Source organism: Pseudomonas sp. PA-1-6B (genome assembly GCF_021609545.1).
GTDB classification, from domain to species: domain Bacteria; phylum Pseudomonadota; class Gammaproteobacteria; order Pseudomonadales; family Pseudomonadaceae; genus Aquipseudomonas; species Aquipseudomonas fluorescens_BV.
This window is the reverse complement of the sequence record NZ_WJZM01000062.1, coordinates 20743-34752: the sequence shown is the minus strand read 5'-3', so window position 1 is coordinate 34752 and position 14010 is coordinate 20743. Positions and strand designations below refer to the sequence as shown.

The following is a 14010-nucleotide window of genomic DNA, read 5'->3' as shown; positions in this document are numbered from 1 at the left end:
CCAGCTCCCACATTGGATCGCGGGGCATCAGTTATATCTGTGTCGGCTGCCAGGCCGTCACGGGAGCAAGCTCCCTCGCCACAGATTTAGCGTCGTGCCGAAGTTGTGTAGATACCTATGCCGCGATAGGGCCTTAAAGGCTGACATCCCGGTTCAGCATCGCAGCCCTCAACCGGGCAGCACTGGGCCGCTGGCAATTGAGCTGGATCTGTTCCAGCCCTAGCCAGTCGGCCATCTTTCGCAGGTTCAAGGCCAGCGCCAACATACCTTCCTCATCCAGCCCAGGTTCTTCCTCGTGCACGGCATGCACGGCCAGGCGCCCATGGGCACGCTCGGCCCGCAGGTCGACGCGTGCGGCAATGCGTTCGTTGTGGAGAAACGGCAGGACGTAATAGCCATACACGCGTCTTTCTTGCGGCGTGTAGATCTCCAGCCGATAACGAAAGTCAAACAAGCGCTCGGTGCGGCTGCGCTCCCATATCAGCGAATCGAACGGCGACAACAACGCACTGGCCGGCACGTTGCGCGGCAGTTTGGGCGCCGCCAGGCAATACGCTGGTTGTTTCCAGCCCCGCACCTGGCACGCCAGCAGTTGCCCATCCTCAACCAGCTCGGCCAAGCGGTTGCGGCTGTCGGCGGGGTCGAGGCGAAAATAATCGCGCAGGTCTTTTTCAGTGGCGACACCCAATGCAGTCGCACTGTGCAACAGCAAGCCACGCTGCGCTTCACCTTCACTCATGGAGACCCTGAGCACCTCTGCGGGAATAACACGCTCGGGCAGATCATAAAGCCGCTCAAACCCTCGACGACCGGCAACCGTAACCAGGCCAGCGGCGAACAGCCATTCCAGCGCGTGCTTTTCATCACTCCAATCCCACCAGGGCCCGGCACGCTCCTCGCGGGTCGACAAGCTACCCGCCCCCACGGCGCCCTGCTGTTCGACGGTGCGCAATACGCGCTGAATCGTCGCCTGCTGCTCACGGCCAAAACGTGCCATCTGCGAATAGACCCCCTGCCCTTGCCGGGCGCGCTCCATACGCCAACCCATCAGCGGGTACAGCGCCAAGGGCAGCAGCGACGCCTCATGCCCCCAGTATTCAAACAGAGTACGCCGCCGTCCCAGGCTCCAGGCCGCCTGCTCAAGAATCGATGGGGAATAAGAACCAAGGCGGGAAAACACGGGCAGGTAGTGGGAACGCACCAGCGCATTGACCGAGTCGATCTGTAAAACGCCCAGGCGTTCGATCAAGCGGTTGAGGTGCGTCGCCTTTATCTGTGCAGGCGCCTGACGCCCGGAAAACCCCTGGGCAGCCAGCGCCATGCGTCGAGCTTGCTTGAGTGAAATACACAGGTCGGCGGGCATGGCGATCTCCATTGAGGCTCGCGCCCTACCCTACTGCATCCGGGCTTATTTTCGCAGCGGGTCTTCCCAGAAATGCCGATGGCTTTCCTGGGCGACGTCGGCGCGATTGAGCCCGATGTCCTTGAGTGCGTCATCGCTCAGGGTCGCCAGCATCTGCCGCTCCTGATGCAACAGCTGCCAACGCGCGAATGTGTGAAACAGCCCGGAAAACGGCCAGTTATCCGTCGATATGAAACCTTTTTGACCTTTCATCTTCTCGCCCTCCAGTGGGGATGACGACAGTGTGTGCCTGGCATTATGATCAATCCAACGAATGTTTCTTATGCATTACATCTCAGAGATTGATCAATTGTCCGCCTATCCCAGCATCGACACAGACGTGCTGCGCACCTTCGTCGCCATTGCCGACCAGGGCGGTTTCACCCGTGCCGGCGAGATGGTCAATCGCACTCAATCGGCGGTTAGCATGCAGATGAAGCGGCTGGAAGAAGACGTGTTGCAGCGCAAACTGTTCGAGCGCGATGGCCGGCAGGTACGGCTCACGCCCGAAGGCCAGGTGCTGCTGGGTTATGCGCGGCGCATCCTGAAATTGCACAGTGAAGTGTTCAATACCCTGCGCGAGCCGCATATGGTGGGATTGGTGCGCATCGGCACGCCGGATGACTATCTGATGCGCTTTCTGCCAGGGATCCTGAAACAGTTCTCCAAAGCCTACCCACTGATTCAAATCGAAATGCACTGCGAAGCATCGACCGTATTGATGCAACGGCGGGACTTGGCGCTGACCGTGATCAGCCGCGAGCCCGGCAATGATCTGGGTGAGTTGTTGCGTACCGAACGCATGGTATGGGCAGCATCACCGTGCTTTTGTGTGGAGGAGCACGATGCCCTGCCCCTGGCGGTGTCCGGCGACGAGTGCCTGTACACCCATTGGGCACGTGCCGCATTGGACGCGGCCGGGCGAGATTATCGCCTGGCCTATCACAGCTCTAACGGAGCAGCGATCCTGGCAGTGGTGAGTGCGGGCCTGGCTGCGATGGTCAGCATGGAAAGCCTGGTCACCGACGACCTGCGAGTGCTCGGCAGCGACGAAGGCTTCCCGCCATTGCCGTCGATGAACCTGCGCTTGCTGCGTAACCCGCAGATGACCTCGCCGATCACCGAGTGCCTGGCGGACTACATCGTCGAAGGCTTCAAACTTTAAAGGTAAGCATCACCGCGCACACCACCAAAAAGCCACAGAACAGGCCGCGCAACAGACGCTCCGGCAAGGCATGAGCCACTTTCACGCCCCAACTGATACTCAGCAGGCCACCCACCGCCAGCGGCAAGCCGATCATCCAGTCCACCTCGTGGTGCCAGGCATAGGTGACCAGGGTCACACCGGTACTGGGCAACGCCAAGGCCAACGACAACCCTTGGGCAACCACTTGAGTAGTGCCGAACACGCTGGTGAGTACCGGTGTGGCCACCACCGCGCCACCGACCCCGAACAGCCCGCCCATGGAGCCGGATGCCGCGCCCAAGACGCCAAGCCAGGGCCAGGAATAACGCATTTGCGTGGTGGGCGGCGCGTTGCGGGTGAACATGCGCAGCAAGTTGTAGGCAGACAGCGCCACCAAGAACGCAATAAAACCAATGCGCATGGCGCCCGCATCCAGCCCCACCGCCCAGATCGATCCCAGCCAGGCAAAGCAAAAGCCGGTCAGCCCCAAGGGTAAGGCGTGACGCAACTCGATGCGGTTACGCTGGTGATAGCGCCACAGGGCGAGCATCACGTTCGGCACGACCATCACCAAAGCGGTGCCCTGGGCAATTTGCTGATCCAGCCCGAACAACACGCCGAGTACCGGGATAGCAATCAGCCCGCCGCCGATGCCAAACAGCCCACCCACCGTGCCCAACGCCGCACCCAATGCCAGGTACATCACTAAATCCCACACCGCTCGCTACTCCGCTATTCCAAGCTTGGCATGCTACGCAGTCGGCCCTGGCGCGGAAACGCACAGCAACGCACAATGGCTATGCCAATCTCGCATAAGCGGCAAGCCATGAACCCCAACACATTGACCGACCAACTCAGCCTGTTTCTGGATGTGCTGGAAGCAGGCAGTTTTTCCGCCGCCGCGCGCCGCCATCCGCTGACACCTTCCGCCGTGGCCCGGCGTATCGACAGCCTGGAGAACTCAGTGGGCAGCCGCCTGTTCCAACGCAGCACCCATGCGGTGGTGCCCACCTCGGCGGGCCTGGCCTTCGCCGAGCGAGCACGACGTATTGTCAGCGAGTTGCAGCTGGCACGGGCCGAAGCGGTTTCGCTGAGCCATGCGCCGGAAGGGTTGATCCGGGTCGATGCGCCCGCAGCATTCGGCCGCCGGCACCTGGCGCCGGTCATTGCGGACTTTTTGAACCTGTACCCCGGACTGGACGTGCACCTGCACTTGATCGACAGCTTTGTCGATATGCAGGGCGCGCATCTGGGTAAGGTCGATCTGGTTCTGCGCGCTGGACATATTGTCGATACCCGGCTGGTCGCTACGCCGTTGGCGAGTATCGTGCGTATCGCCTGCGCCAGCCCCGCGTACCTGAAAAGCCGTGGCACGCCGGCCCATCCTCGAGAGCTGAGCGAACATGATGGCCTGGACTGGGACGGGCTGGCGCCAATGTTCGCCTGGCGCTTCGAACTGGACGGGCGCCGCACCACCTATCGCCCCCGGCGCATCCGCATGAGCGCCAATAATGCCGAAGCCCTGCTCTCGGGTGCACTGGCCGGGCTGGGCATCGCTCACCTGCCGACCTGGTTGGCCAGTGAATACCTGGTACGCGGCGAACTGTTGCCGCTGTTTTGCGAAGACGGTTTGCCCAACCCGGAAACCGCCGGCATCTATGCGCTGCGCCTGGAACAGCAGCCCAATGCTCGCAGCCGGTTGCTGCTCGAATATCTCAAATCCCGTTTCAGCCCGGTGCCGCCTTGGGATCTGGCATTGCAAAGTGGCCTGGTCTGAAGCCCAAGACCACAATTATCTGGCGCATTAAAGATTTGCCCGCTAGATTCCAGCCCAGACATGCTTTTTCGAGACGCCACCATGAGCAAAAACCCTGATCCTTGCGAATCGCTGTTGCTGGACAACCAGCTGTGCTTCGCCCTGCACTCTACTTCATTGCTGATGACCAAGGTCTACAAGCCGCTGCTCCAAGCCATCGGCCTGACCTACCCGCAATACCTGACCATGATGGTGCTGTGGGAAGAGGATGAATTGACCGTCAGCGAAATCAGCAGCCGCCTGCTGACGGATCCAGGCTCCATGACGCCACTGCTCAAGCGCCTGGAAGCCGAGGGCCTGCTCAGCCGTACCCGCAGCCGCGAAGATGAACGAGTGGTAGTCGTGGAACTGACCGACGCCGGGCGCGCCTTGCAGCAGAAGGCCAAGGATGTTCCGCAATGCATCCTGGGCGCCAGCGGGATGGCGCTGGAGCAATTGCGCAAGCTGCAAGGAGACCTGATCGCGTTGCGCGCCAATCTGCAAACCAGCATCTGACGCAACACACACCTAAAAAAGTGGGAGCTGGCTTGCCTGCGATGGCGGTACATCAGTCAACAATGCATTGACTGACACACCGTCATCGCAAGCAAGCCAGCTCCCACTTTTTGCTCTGCGGTGCCCTCAAATTTTTTAATCAGCCAAAAAGCTGAAAAATTAACTTGCGCACTAAACATTAGCGCTATACATTCACCTCACCAGCTACTTAGCGCGCAAATGTTTAGCGCAAAACCACAGAGGAACGCCCCATGCAAACGCTCTATACCGCAGTAGCCACCGCCACTGGCGGCCGTGATGGTCGCGCCGTTTCCAGCGACAATATCCTCGACGTCAAACTGTCGACTCCCAAGGAGTTGGGTGGCGCCGGTGGCCAGGCCACTAACCCCGAACAATTGTTTGCTGCCGGCTACTCCGCCTGCTTTATCGGCGCACTGAAATTCGTTGCCAGCCAGACCAAACGCAAAATCCCGGATGACGCTTCGATCACCGCCCACGTTGGCATCGGCCAGATCCCGGGCGGCTTCGGCCTGGATATCGACCTGCATGTCAGCCTGCCGGGCCTGGCCCAGGATGACGCGCAAAGCCTGGTCGACGCCGCGCACCAGGTCTGCCCATACTCCAACGCCACCCGTGGCAACGTTGATGTGCGCTTGCATGTAACGGTCTGAAAAACAGACGCCCATGAAAAAGCCCGACTCAAGGTCGGGCTTTTCTTCGTATCGCCGGGGCCAGAATTACTTCTTGGCGCGACCTTTGTACGAACCACCTTCACGGGTGTCGATCTCGATCATGTCGCCGATTTCGATGAAGTCTGCAACGCTCAGCTCGGTACCGTTCTTCAGTTTGGCAGGCTTCATCACCTTGCCGGAAGTGTCACCGCGAGCGGAACCTTCGGTGTAGTCAACCTGACGCACGATGGTGGTCGGCAGCTCTACGGAAACCAGGCGATCTTCGAAGAAGATAGCTTCGCAGACGTCTTCCATGCCTTCTTCGATGAACGGCAGAACGGCTTCGATATCTTCAGCGTTCAGCTCGTACATGGTGTAGTCGGTAGTGTCCATGAACGTGTAGGTGTCGCCGCTGATGAAGGACAGGGTCGCTTCTTTGCGGTCGAGGATTACGTCGTCCAGTTTGTCATCGGCGCTGTAGACGATCTCGGTCTTGTAACCGGTCAGCAGGTTCTTCAGCTTGGTCTTCATGATTGCGCTGTTACGACCAGACTTGGTGAACTCAGCTTTCTGAACCAGCCAAGGGTCGTTTTCGAGACGGATCACTGTACCGGGTTTCAGTTCTTTACCAGTTTTCATTGCGTATATCCGAAATTTGGATGGGATTGACAAAAATCAAGGTGGCGTATCATATCCAACTTTCATAAAACTGTACCAGCGCCGTCGCAAGATCGGCCTGCAAGCCTTGTTCCAGACACCACTTCTCAGCGTGCTGGGTGACCTCGGGCCAGTGTTCCAGCAGCATTTTCCAGGACTGAGCCATATCGCCATCAGCGTTCCAGGCTTGCCAAAGCGTGACGACGGCAGCCTTGGCGGCCGGTGAAAGTGCGGCGGTGTACAGTTCCAGGAAGGCATCGAGCTTGTCCAGGTGGATGTCTTCGTCCTGGCGGTAGATGTGCCATAGCATTGGCCTCCCCGCCCACTGGGCACGCACGAACGAGTCTTCGCCACGTACGGCGTTGAATTCGCAGCACCATAGCAATCGGTCATATTGCTCCTGACGCACGAATGCAATGACCTGAACGGTCAGCGCGCCGCGCACCTGAATGTCTCCCGCCGACAAACTGCTCACCCCCAGCCAGCGTTGCACATCCCCCAGAATGCGCCCTTCCGGCACCAGCAAGTGCGTCCTGCGCCCATCGGCTGCCAGCACGTCCAGCCAGCCGGCCAACCCGTCATTCTCATAGGCAAACAGCGACATTAAACGCGCGCCGGCCGTCGGAGCAACGCCCAGGCTTTGCAGGAACTGTTGTTGCGCGGCGGCGTCCTGCTGAAATGCCCGGCGTCGCTCCAACAAACCGGCTTCGCGCAACAGGCCGCCGGTGCCAGGGCGAAACCCGGGGAAGAAAAAGTATTTCTGCACGCCTTTGTACTTCACCGAAGGCAAGCGATGACAGCCCACCACCCAGTCTTCGGCGCTGAGGTAATCCAGGTTCATCCACAATGGCACACGCTCACGCTCGGCCATGCAGTCCATGTACTCAGGCGGTAGCTGGCAGGCGAACGCAGCAATCACCACATCGGCCGGGTGCGCGCCTGGCCATTCGGCCGGCCAGTGACGCACTTCGACGCCCTCTTGCCATTGCTGGCCCACCTGCACATCAATGTCCGGGCACATGCGTTCGAAGGCCCGCAGGTCATCGACCCACAAGCGCACGTCACAGCCATGCTCCACCACCAACTGCCGGGCCAGGCGCCAGGTCACGCCGATGTCGCCGTAGTTGTCGACGACACTGCAAAAAATATCCCAGCGGGCTTTCATTCCGGGCTCCATCGATCAAAGGTTCGATTGTCCGCATAAATGCGTGGATGCAGAAGGCTTGATCGCGATTATTCTGCACGGAGGCTGTGCGACAATCACCGTCATGCCGTCAATGCCTGCCAGGAGGCTCTCATGTCTGACCGTCCGTTGTCGCTGCTCAAACTCTGCATCGCGATTGCCGCAGGCGTGTGGCTAGGGTTTATCGCCATTGCGCTGACCACCTGGCTGGCGTCTCGCTACCTGTTCCCCCAGAGCCTGGCGCCGGTGGCACAGGCGGTTCAGCAATTGGGCAAACCGGCGATGGTTGAGCCGCAGCCACCGAACGGTCTGTTCGAACAGTACCAACAGAACCTGCAAAAACAGGCACAACAACAGGCCCTGGACCAGGCCCGAAGCAACGCGCGTAACCTGTCCAACCCCAAATGCCAGTTCTGGCTGCAACAAGACCAGAACGCCCCCAATGAAAAGACGCGGGCCAATGTCCTGCAATTCTGCGATTGATGCCAAATACCGCCATGAATAAACACGCCGTGCTCCAGTTGATCCTGGAAAAGCTCACCGTCGACCTCGACATCGTCCGACGCGCCGCGCAGACCGCCTACGAAACCGCGACCCACGAAGAAAACATTGCCGAGAACAAATACGACACCCTCGGCCTGGAGGCTTCGTACCTGGCCACCGGGCAGGCCCGGCGAGTGGAGGAGATCAAGCAATCGCTGGTGCTGTGCCAGCAACTGCAGCTACGTGCATACGATGATCGACGCGGGATAGAGATAGGCACGCTGGTGGGCCTGGAAGACGAGGACGGTCGTCAGCAATGGCTGTTCCTGGCGCCGGATGCAGCGGGTTTGAAAGTGGATGTGGTCGGGCAACCGGTGACCGTCATCACGCCGCGCTCGCCGTTGGGCAAAGGCCTGTTGGGCAAGCGTATCGATGAAGAGGTGGAGATTCTGGTGGCCGGCGCTCGGCAGCACTTTACGGTTACCGAGGCCAGATAACCTGCAGCTTCCCTGTAGGAGCGAGCTTGCTCGCTCCTACAGGGTCATCGCGGTCAGTGGACGGGCAATTCAACGCCGTCGAACAACTCTTCCAGCTCTTGCTTGTTGTGGCACTGGATCGCCTTGGCCATCACTTCACGGGTCAGGTGCGGTGCGAACTTCTCGATGAAGTCGCACATGAAGCCGCGCAGGAAGGTGCCGCGGCGGAAACCGATCTTGGTCACGCTGGACTCGAACAGTTCGCTGGCATCCAGCACCACCAGGTCTTTGTCCAGGTTGGTGTCGACCGCCATCTTGGCGACGATCCCGACGCCCAGGCCCAGGCGAACATAGGTCTTGATCACGTCGGCATCGGCAGCGGTGAACACCACCTTGGGCGTGAGGCCGCGATGGCTGAACGCTTCGTCGAGCTTGGAACGGCCGGTAAAGCCGAACACGTACGTCACGATCGGGTATTCAGCCAAGGCTTCCAGGGTCAGCTTCGGCAGCTTGGCCAAAGGGTGCCCCTGGGGCACAACCACGCAGCGGTTCCAACGGTAGCAAGGCATCATTACCAGGTCGCCGAACAATTCCAGGGCCTCGGTGGCGATGGCAAAATCGACAGTGCCGTCAGCGGCCATTTCGGCAATCTGCATGGGCGAACCCTGGTGCATGTGCAGCGCTACGTCTGGGTATTGTTTGATGAAATCACGGATCACCGGCGGCAATGCATAGCGCGCCTGGGTGTGAGTGGTGGCGATCGACAAGGTGCCTTTCTTCTCGTTGGAGAACTCCTGGGCGATCTGCTTGATGCTTTCGACTTTACGCAGGATCTCGCCGGCGGTGGTGATGATGCGCTCGCCAGCTGGAGTGACGCGGGTCAAGTGTTTGCCGCTGCGTGCGAAGACTTCGACGCCCAACTCGTCTTCGAGCAGGCGGATCTGCTTGCTGATACCAGGCTGCGAGGTATAGAGGCTTTGAGCGGTAGCGGAAACGTTGAGGTCGTGGTGCGCCACTTCCCAGATGTAGCGCAGTTGTTGAAGCTTCATATGAATCCCTCAAAGCAGATAGACGCCACGGGTATCAGCGACGGTATATAACTATATTAAAGGTTTAACGGATAAATCTAGAACTTTTTATCGTTTTTACCGATCAACTATCGTCACTGCGCCGACGCTGCAGCGACGGCACCAGGTAAACCGGCACCGGGGACAACTGCAACACCCGTGCGGCGGTACGCCCAAGGGGGACGGCCACCCCGGTTGCCTGGCTGTGACTGCCTACGACCAGCAAGTCGACGGACAGTTTTCGCAACTGGTCGAGAATCACCTCGCAAGGGTCCCCCTGGATAACCTTGACCGAGCGAATCCATTGCAGGTCCTGCTCCCCTTCCTCCCACTCCTCGCGAAAGCTGTCCAGCACGCGCTGTTCAATCGTCGCCATCACCGTGCTCAGCCCCTTGCTCTGCCATTCGCTCAAGGCGGTTTCATCAAGGTAGCTCTGCAACACCGATTCGGCGAACAAGCCAATGGGCTCGACCACGTGGATCACATACAGGTCAGCCTTGAACGTTCGCGCCAGCGCCACTGCATGTTGCATCACATAGGGTGCATACAGACCGAGGTCCGTGGCAAACAGCATCGAGCGAATCATAAAACCTCCTGGACTGCCAGGATGGCGGGAATTGAATGAGCTTAGCAGCTAGCTCTCGGTCTGGATTCTCAACTCATTGCTGATGCCATGGGGCACGTGCCCGGTGGCCACTACCTCCCTGGCTTTCTCGCAATGGCCGGCCTGGTCATCGAAAAACACATCGGCGGCAAAGGCTTCCAGAAACGCGGATTTTTCCAGGCCACCGAGGAACAGCGACTCATCCAGGCGGATATCCCACTCGCGCAACGTGCGGATCACGCGTTCATGGGACGGTGCCGAACGTGCGGTGACCAACGCGGTACGGATCGGGCAGGCCTCATCGGCAAACTCGCGTTGCAACAGGTTCAGTGCCGCCAGGAAGCCCTTGAACGGACCGCCGTGCAAAGGCTGGCGCGCCGACTCTCGCTCGCTGGCCTGGAAGGCTGCCAGCCCGCCGGCCTGGTAGACACGCTCGGACTCATCGGAGAACAGCACGGCATCGCCATCGAATGCGATGCGCAGCTCTTCGCTGGAAGCGCGGCGCGGGCCGCCAGACAAAATCGTCGCGGCCGCAAACCCGGCATCGAGGGCGCTGCGCACATCTTCAGCATGGGTGGAGAGAAACAGATGACAACCGAAGGCGGCCAAATAGGGATAGGGACTACGCCCGCCTACGAAAGCGGCGCGGGAAATATCCAGGCCGTAATGCTGGATCGAGTTGAACACCCTCAGCCCGGTATCGGCACTGTTGCGCGACACCAACACCACCTCGACCCGCGCACGCCCCAGGCTGGCATTCAGGCTCAGCAGCTTCTTGACCAGCGGGAAGGCATCGCCAGGCTCGAGGGTTTCTTCCTCGTGCTCGATCTGGTATTTGCGGTAAGCCTCGACCCCTTCAGCCAGATAAACCTTGTGGCTGTCACTCAGGTCGAACAGCGCTCGTGAGGAAATCGCCAGCACCAGTTTGTCAGCCAATCCCTTCACCATGGTAGTTCCCCCCAATCAGCGGTTGTGCCGATCAATAAAACTCAAGGCCTGATAGAGCGCCTGCATGCGTGGCAGTTCGCAACCGGCCGCTTTGGCAGCGGCCAAGGGGCGGGCGTAGATGGCCGCCAGCTCCAGCGGCCGCTTGTGCAGATGGTCGTGGTACATGCTGGGCAGGTAGTCGTCCATGGTTTCTGTCATGGCGAACATCTGCCCAGCGTAACTGGCAGGAATTTCATGCCCGCAGGCATGAGCGCCCTGCACCACCTCGGCCATCAGCGCCTGGATCAACTCGCGGCTGGACTCATCGGCCATCATGGCCGTGGTGCCCGTGCCCAACAACACAGAGAGGCCGTTGAACGGCACGTTCCAGACCAGCTTGTGCCAACGCGCCAGATGCACATTGGCCATGGCCTGGGACTCGATGCCAGCTTGATGAAACAGCCCGGCACCGGCTTCGACAATCGCCTGTTGCTGCAACTCGTCGTTGGCCGCCGTGCCACTGTGATAGCCCAGGTTGACCCGGCCCAACGCCTGATGCTCGACCACACCAGGGGCCGAGCGGTGCACACCGATGTAGCACAGGCCGCCCAACAGATGCAGCGACGGCGGCAGGTGTTCACGCAGGCTGTCTTCCACATCGAGGCCGTTTTGCAAGAGCACCACTTTGGCGTCCGGCGCCGCCACCTGGGCGATGGTTGGCGCCAGGTCCACATTGCCGGTGGACTTGGTGCCCACCAGTAGCCAGTCGCACGGCGGCATGTCGGCGGCGCTGGCATAGGCCTGCACCGGATGCAGGTGCAGTTGCCCATGCACCGTACTGTTGACGTGCAGGCCATGCCTGCTCACCGCGGCATATTCGCTGCGCAACAGGAAATGCACATCGAAGCCGGCACGCGCCAGCATCAGTCCGTAGTAACCACCAATGGCACCGGTACCGATAATGCCAATGCGTGGCGACGGGGCTGCAACTGCGGTCATGGCAAATCCTCTGGTATTCGATTGAGCGCCTGGTTTACGCATTCGGCGAGGTCGGATGCTGTAAGACGTGTCTGTAATTGCCCAAGGAATTGACCCTCGCACACCAGGAACAACGCCGGCAAATGAAAGATCTGGTAGCGTTCCACCGCACCGCCGTTGTGCCCGGCATCCACCCAGCACACGCGGTCCACCGGCAAGTGCCAGCCAGGCAACTGCTGGCGTGCCCAGCGGCAACTGGCACAACCGACACTGGTGAACACTACCAGCGAAATACCTGGCAATCCCAGCAATTGCTGGTCAATATCCAGGTCGGTCAATTCCAGTTCCTTCACTATACTGCTGCCATTGCCGTCAACTGGACGGCGCTCGGAGTCCGTGTACATGGGTCGTTTTTTACCTCACCCTGATGATGTCGCTGTCGAGTTGATCCAACGTCCCTCTCCCGCCCTGCCCCGTCAACGCCTGCACACTATCGGCCGCGGCGGCGTCGCCTGCAATTGGCCACGTGCCTGGCGCGCCGGCACGGCGGTTGACCTGCATATCCCTTCCCTGGGGCCCAGCGCCCGTTATCCGGGCTATGTCGCCTGGTGCCGCAAAGTCGAACAGGGCTATCGCATCGGTATTTGCTTTACCGATGAACACGCCTTGTTCGGTGCGCGAATGGGCGAGCAAGTGTGCCAGATCGAGCGTTACTGCCGCCTGCACGAAGATGCCGAGCCAACGCCTGCGCAACTTGAAGCCATGGCCCGTGACTGGGTGTCGCGCCATGCCGGCGAGTTCTCCCATGAGGCGATTGTGCAGCCAGCGCTGGATTAAACCGGGCTTTGCCCATTGTCGCGGGCCCGTGTTACGCGCTAAGGTTCCTCCCCCCTGCATTCAAATCATGCTGTGCCCGCCGCACGGGGATAGCTGGCGGCCGGCACCCGTGACCCTGGCGAGTAACACGATGGCTGATTTACCGATCAATGACCTTAACGTTGAATCCAACGAGACCCTGATCACCCCCGATCAGCTCAAGCGCGAAATCCCCCTGAGCGACGCTGCCCTGCAGACCGTCACCAAGGGCCGCGAAGTCATCCGTGACATTCTCGACGGCACCGACCACCGCCTGTTCGTGGTGATCGGGCCCTGCTCTATCCACGACCTCAAGGCCGCCCACGAATATGCCGAGCGCCTCAAGGTGCTGGCGGCAGAGGTGTCCGACACCTTGTACCTGGTCATGCGCGTGTATTTCGAGAAACCGCGTACCACCGTCGGCTGGAAAGGCTTGATCAACGACCCGTACCTGGACGACTCCTTCAAAATCCAGGATGGCTTGCACATCGGTCGCAAGCTGCTGCTGGACCTGGCTGAAATGGGCCTGCCCACCGCAACCGAAGCCCTCGACCCGATCTCCCCGCAATACCTGCAGGACCTGATCAGCTGGTCGGCCATCGGCGCACGCACCACCGAATCCCAGACGCACCGCGAAATGGCGTCCGGCCTGTCTTCGGCCGTAGGCTTCAAGAACGGCACTGACGGCGGCCTGACCGTGGCGATCAATGCGCTGCAATCGGTCTCCAGCCCTCACCGTTTCCTGGGTATCAACCAGGAAGGCGGCGTGTCTATCGTGACGACCAAGGGCAACGCCTACGGTCACGTGGTGCTGCGTGGTGGCAATGGCAAGCCCAACTATGATTCGGTCAGCGTCGCGTTGTGCGAACAGGCACTGAACAAGGCCAAGATCAAGCCAAACATCATGGTTGACTGCAGCCACGCCAACTCCAACAAAGACCCGGCGTTGCAGCCGCTGGTGATGGAGAACGTTGCCAACCAGATTCTGGAGGGCAACCAGTCGATCATCGGCCTGATGGTCGAGAGCCATTTGAACTGGGGTTGCCAGGCGATTCCAAAAGACTTGGCCGATTTGCAATACGGCGTGTCGATCACCGATGCCTGCATCGACTGGTCCGCCACTGAAACCACCCTGCGCAGCATGCATGCCAAACTCAAGGACGTGTTGCCCCAGCGCAAACGCACCTGAGCCAATACCTGTTTCGCGCAC

At 60.0% G+C, this 14010-nt stretch carries 18 protein-coding genes; 8 read left to right on the top strand and 10 right to left on the bottom strand.

Annotation, left to right across the window (positions count from 1 at the left end; genetic code table 11):
• Positions 1 to 133 precede the first annotated feature (133 nt).
• The gene (locus GIV35_RS23095) at positions 134 to 1363 is read right to left on the bottom strand and encodes a winged helix-turn-helix domain-containing protein (protein WP_236264718.1); all 1230 of its coding nucleotides are present in this window, start codon (positions 1361 to 1363) and stop codon (positions 134 to 136) included.
• A gap of 45 nt (positions 1364 to 1408) precedes the next feature.
• Positions 1409 to 1615 carry a DUF1127 domain-containing protein gene (locus GIV35_RS23090; protein WP_034127146.1) on the bottom strand — a complete coding sequence of 69 codons (207 nt, stop codon included), beginning with the start codon at positions 1613 to 1615 and terminating at the stop codon, positions 1409 to 1411.
• A gap of 70 nt (positions 1616 to 1685) precedes the next feature.
• Between GIV35_RS23090 and GIV35_RS23085 the strand changes: the two genes are divergently transcribed.
• Complete coding sequence (locus tag GIV35_RS23085) at positions 1686 to 2567, top strand: LysR family transcriptional regulator (protein ID WP_236264717.1); 882 nt, start codon at positions 1686 to 1688, stop codon at positions 2565 to 2567.
• Here GIV35_RS23085 and GIV35_RS23080 read toward each other — a convergent pair.
• A complete protein-coding gene (locus GIV35_RS23080; RefSeq protein ID WP_105226253.1) occupies positions 2557 to 3306 on the bottom strand; it encodes a sulfite exporter TauE/SafE family protein in 750 nt (249 codons plus the stop codon). The genes GIV35_RS23085 and GIV35_RS23080 overlap by 11 nt on opposite strands.
• 108 nt (positions 3307 to 3414) lie before the next feature.
• Between GIV35_RS23080 and GIV35_RS23075 the strand changes: the two genes are divergently transcribed.
• From GIV35_RS23075 to GIV35_RS23065, 3 genes are all read left to right on the top strand, one after another.
• A complete protein-coding gene (locus GIV35_RS23075) occupies positions 3415 to 4365 on the top strand; it encodes a LysR family transcriptional regulator (protein ID WP_213153980.1) in 951 nt (316 codons plus the stop codon).
• Between the two features lie 81 nt (positions 4366 to 4446).
• Positions 4447 to 4899: a MarR family winged helix-turn-helix transcriptional regulator gene (locus GIV35_RS23070; RefSeq protein ID WP_236264716.1), complete on the top strand. Its 453-nt coding sequence runs from the start codon at positions 4447 to 4449 to the stop codon at positions 4897 to 4899.
• Positions 4900 to 5150: 251 nt separating this feature from the next.
• Positions 5151 to 5570 carry an organic hydroperoxide resistance protein gene (locus tag GIV35_RS23065; RefSeq protein WP_034126737.1) on the top strand — a complete coding sequence of 140 codons (420 nt, stop codon included), beginning with the start codon at positions 5151 to 5153 and terminating at the stop codon, positions 5568 to 5570.
• A 66-nt stretch (positions 5571 to 5636) separates the two neighbouring features.
• Here the strand turns inward: GIV35_RS23065 and GIV35_RS23060 are convergent, their stop codons facing one another.
• Both GIV35_RS23060 and earP read right to left on the bottom strand, forming a co-directional pair.
• Positions 5637 to 6209, bottom strand: a complete 573-nt coding sequence (locus tag GIV35_RS23060; RefSeq protein ID WP_032892737.1) for an elongation factor P — start codon at positions 6207 to 6209, stop codon at positions 5637 to 5639.
• A gap of 49 nt (positions 6210 to 6258) precedes the next feature.
• The gene (gene earP, locus GIV35_RS23055; protein WP_105226252.1) at positions 6259 to 7392 is read right to left on the bottom strand and encodes an elongation factor P maturation arginine rhamnosyltransferase EarP; all 1134 of its coding nucleotides are present in this window, start codon (positions 7390 to 7392) and stop codon (positions 6259 to 6261) included.
• Positions 7393 to 7524: 132 nt separating this feature from the next.
• On the opposite strand from earP, the gene GIV35_RS23050 reads away from it, so the two are divergent.
• Both GIV35_RS23050 and GIV35_RS23045 read left to right on the top strand, forming a co-directional pair.
• Positions 7525 to 7893, top strand: a complete 369-nt coding sequence (locus GIV35_RS23050) for a hypothetical protein (protein WP_105226251.1) — start codon at positions 7525 to 7527, stop codon at positions 7891 to 7893.
• Between the two features lie 14 nt (positions 7894 to 7907).
• Entirely contained in the window at positions 7908 to 8390 is a 483-nt protein-coding gene (locus tag GIV35_RS23045; protein ID WP_105229103.1) for a GreA/GreB family elongation factor, read from the top strand.
• A gap of 53 nt (positions 8391 to 8443) precedes the next feature.
• On the opposite strand, the gene cysB is transcribed toward GIV35_RS23045, so the two are convergent.
• The 5 genes from cysB to GIV35_RS23020 all read right to left on the bottom strand — a co-directional run bounded on the left by cysB (position 8444) and on the right by GIV35_RS23020 (position 12349).
• Positions 8444 to 9418, bottom strand: coding sequence for an HTH-type transcriptional regulator CysB (cysB, locus tag GIV35_RS23040; RefSeq protein ID WP_003189876.1), 975 nt, complete (start codon positions 9416 to 9418; stop codon positions 8444 to 8446).
• Between the two features lie 103 nt (positions 9419 to 9521).
• A complete protein-coding gene (locus tag GIV35_RS23035; protein WP_034126733.1) occupies positions 9522 to 10022 on the bottom strand; it encodes a universal stress protein in 501 nt (166 codons plus the stop codon).
• Positions 10023 to 10070: 48 nt separating this feature from the next.
• Complete coding sequence (locus GIV35_RS23030; protein WP_034126732.1) at positions 10071 to 10988, bottom strand: 5'-nucleotidase; 918 nt, start codon at positions 10986 to 10988, stop codon at positions 10071 to 10073.
• 15 nt (positions 10989 to 11003) lie between these two features.
• Complete coding sequence (locus GIV35_RS23025) at positions 11004 to 11966, bottom strand: putative 2-dehydropantoate 2-reductase (protein WP_202691375.1); 963 nt, start codon at positions 11964 to 11966, stop codon at positions 11004 to 11006.
• Complete coding sequence (locus GIV35_RS23020; RefSeq protein ID WP_105226249.1) at positions 11963 to 12349, bottom strand: thioredoxin; 387 nt, start codon at positions 12347 to 12349, stop codon at positions 11963 to 11965. The genes GIV35_RS23025 and GIV35_RS23020 overlap by 4 nt, the downstream gene beginning before the upstream one ends.
• Here GIV35_RS23020 and GIV35_RS23015 point away from each other — a divergent pair.
• Together GIV35_RS23015 and GIV35_RS23010 are read left to right on the top strand one after the other, a co-directional pair.
• Positions 12348 to 12782 carry a hypothetical protein gene (locus GIV35_RS23015; protein ID WP_057976648.1) on the top strand — a complete coding sequence of 145 codons (435 nt, stop codon included), beginning with the start codon at positions 12348 to 12350 and terminating at the stop codon, positions 12780 to 12782. The two genes, GIV35_RS23020 and GIV35_RS23015, sit on opposite strands and share 2 nt — an antisense overlap.
• Positions 12783 to 12912: 130 nt before the next feature.
• Complete coding sequence (locus GIV35_RS23010; protein WP_003189871.1) at positions 12913 to 13989, top strand: 3-deoxy-7-phosphoheptulonate synthase; 1077 nt, start codon at positions 12913 to 12915, stop codon at positions 13987 to 13989.
• Positions 13990 to 14010: the final 21 nt, after the last annotated feature.

Coding starts and splice junctions, on each gene's coding strand:
- GIV35_RS23095 (WP_236264718.1), bottom strand. CDS start 1,363: ATGCCCGCCGACCTGTGTATTTCACTCAAGCAAGCTCGACGCATGGCG.
- GIV35_RS23090 (WP_034127146.1), bottom strand. CDS start 1,615: ATGAAAGGTCAAAAAGGTTTCATATCGACGGATAACTGGCCGTTTTCC.
- GIV35_RS23085 (WP_236264717.1), top strand. CDS start 1,686: ATGCATTACATCTCAGAGATTGATCAATTGTCCGCCTATCCCAGCATC.
- GIV35_RS23075 (WP_213153980.1), top strand. CDS start 3,415: ATGAACCCCAACACATTGACCGACCAACTCAGCCTGTTTCTGGATGTG.
- GIV35_RS23070 (WP_236264716.1), top strand. CDS start 4,447: ATGAGCAAAAACCCTGATCCTTGCGAATCGCTGTTGCTGGACAACCAG.
- GIV35_RS23065 (WP_034126737.1), top strand. CDS start 5,151: ATGCAAACGCTCTATACCGCAGTAGCCACCGCCACTGGCGGCCGTGAT.
- GIV35_RS23060 (WP_032892737.1), bottom strand. CDS start 6,209: ATGAAAACTGGTAAAGAACTGAAACCCGGTACAGTGATCCGTCTCGAA.
- earP (WP_105226252.1), bottom strand. CDS start 7,392: ATGAAAGCCCGCTGGGATATTTTTTGCAGTGTCGTCGACAACTACGGC.
- GIV35_RS23050 (WP_105226251.1), top strand. CDS start 7,525: ATGTCTGACCGTCCGTTGTCGCTGCTCAAACTCTGCATCGCGATTGCC.
- GIV35_RS23045 (WP_105229103.1), top strand. CDS start 7,908: ATGAATAAACACGCCGTGCTCCAGTTGATCCTGGAAAAGCTCACCGTC.
- cysB (WP_003189876.1), bottom strand. CDS start 9,418: ATGAAGCTTCAACAACTGCGCTACATCTGGGAAGTGGCGCACCACGAC.
- GIV35_RS23035 (WP_034126733.1), bottom strand. CDS start 10,022: ATGATTCGCTCGATGCTGTTTGCCACGGACCTCGGTCTGTATGCACCC.
- GIV35_RS23030 (WP_034126732.1), bottom strand. CDS start 10,988: ATGGTGAAGGGATTGGCTGACAAACTGGTGCTGGCGATTTCCTCACGA.
- GIV35_RS23025 (WP_202691375.1), bottom strand. CDS start 11,966: ATGACCGCAGTTGCAGCCCCGTCGCCACGCATTGGCATTATCGGTACC.
- GIV35_RS23015 (WP_057976648.1), top strand. CDS start 12,348: ATGGGTCGTTTTTTACCTCACCCTGATGATGTCGCTGTCGAGTTGATC.
- GIV35_RS23020 (WP_105226249.1), bottom strand. CDS start 12,349: ATGTACACGGACTCCGAGCGCCGTCCAGTTGACGGCAATGGCAGCAGT.
- GIV35_RS23010 (WP_003189871.1), top strand. CDS start 12,913: ATGGCTGATTTACCGATCAATGACCTTAACGTTGAATCCAACGAGACC.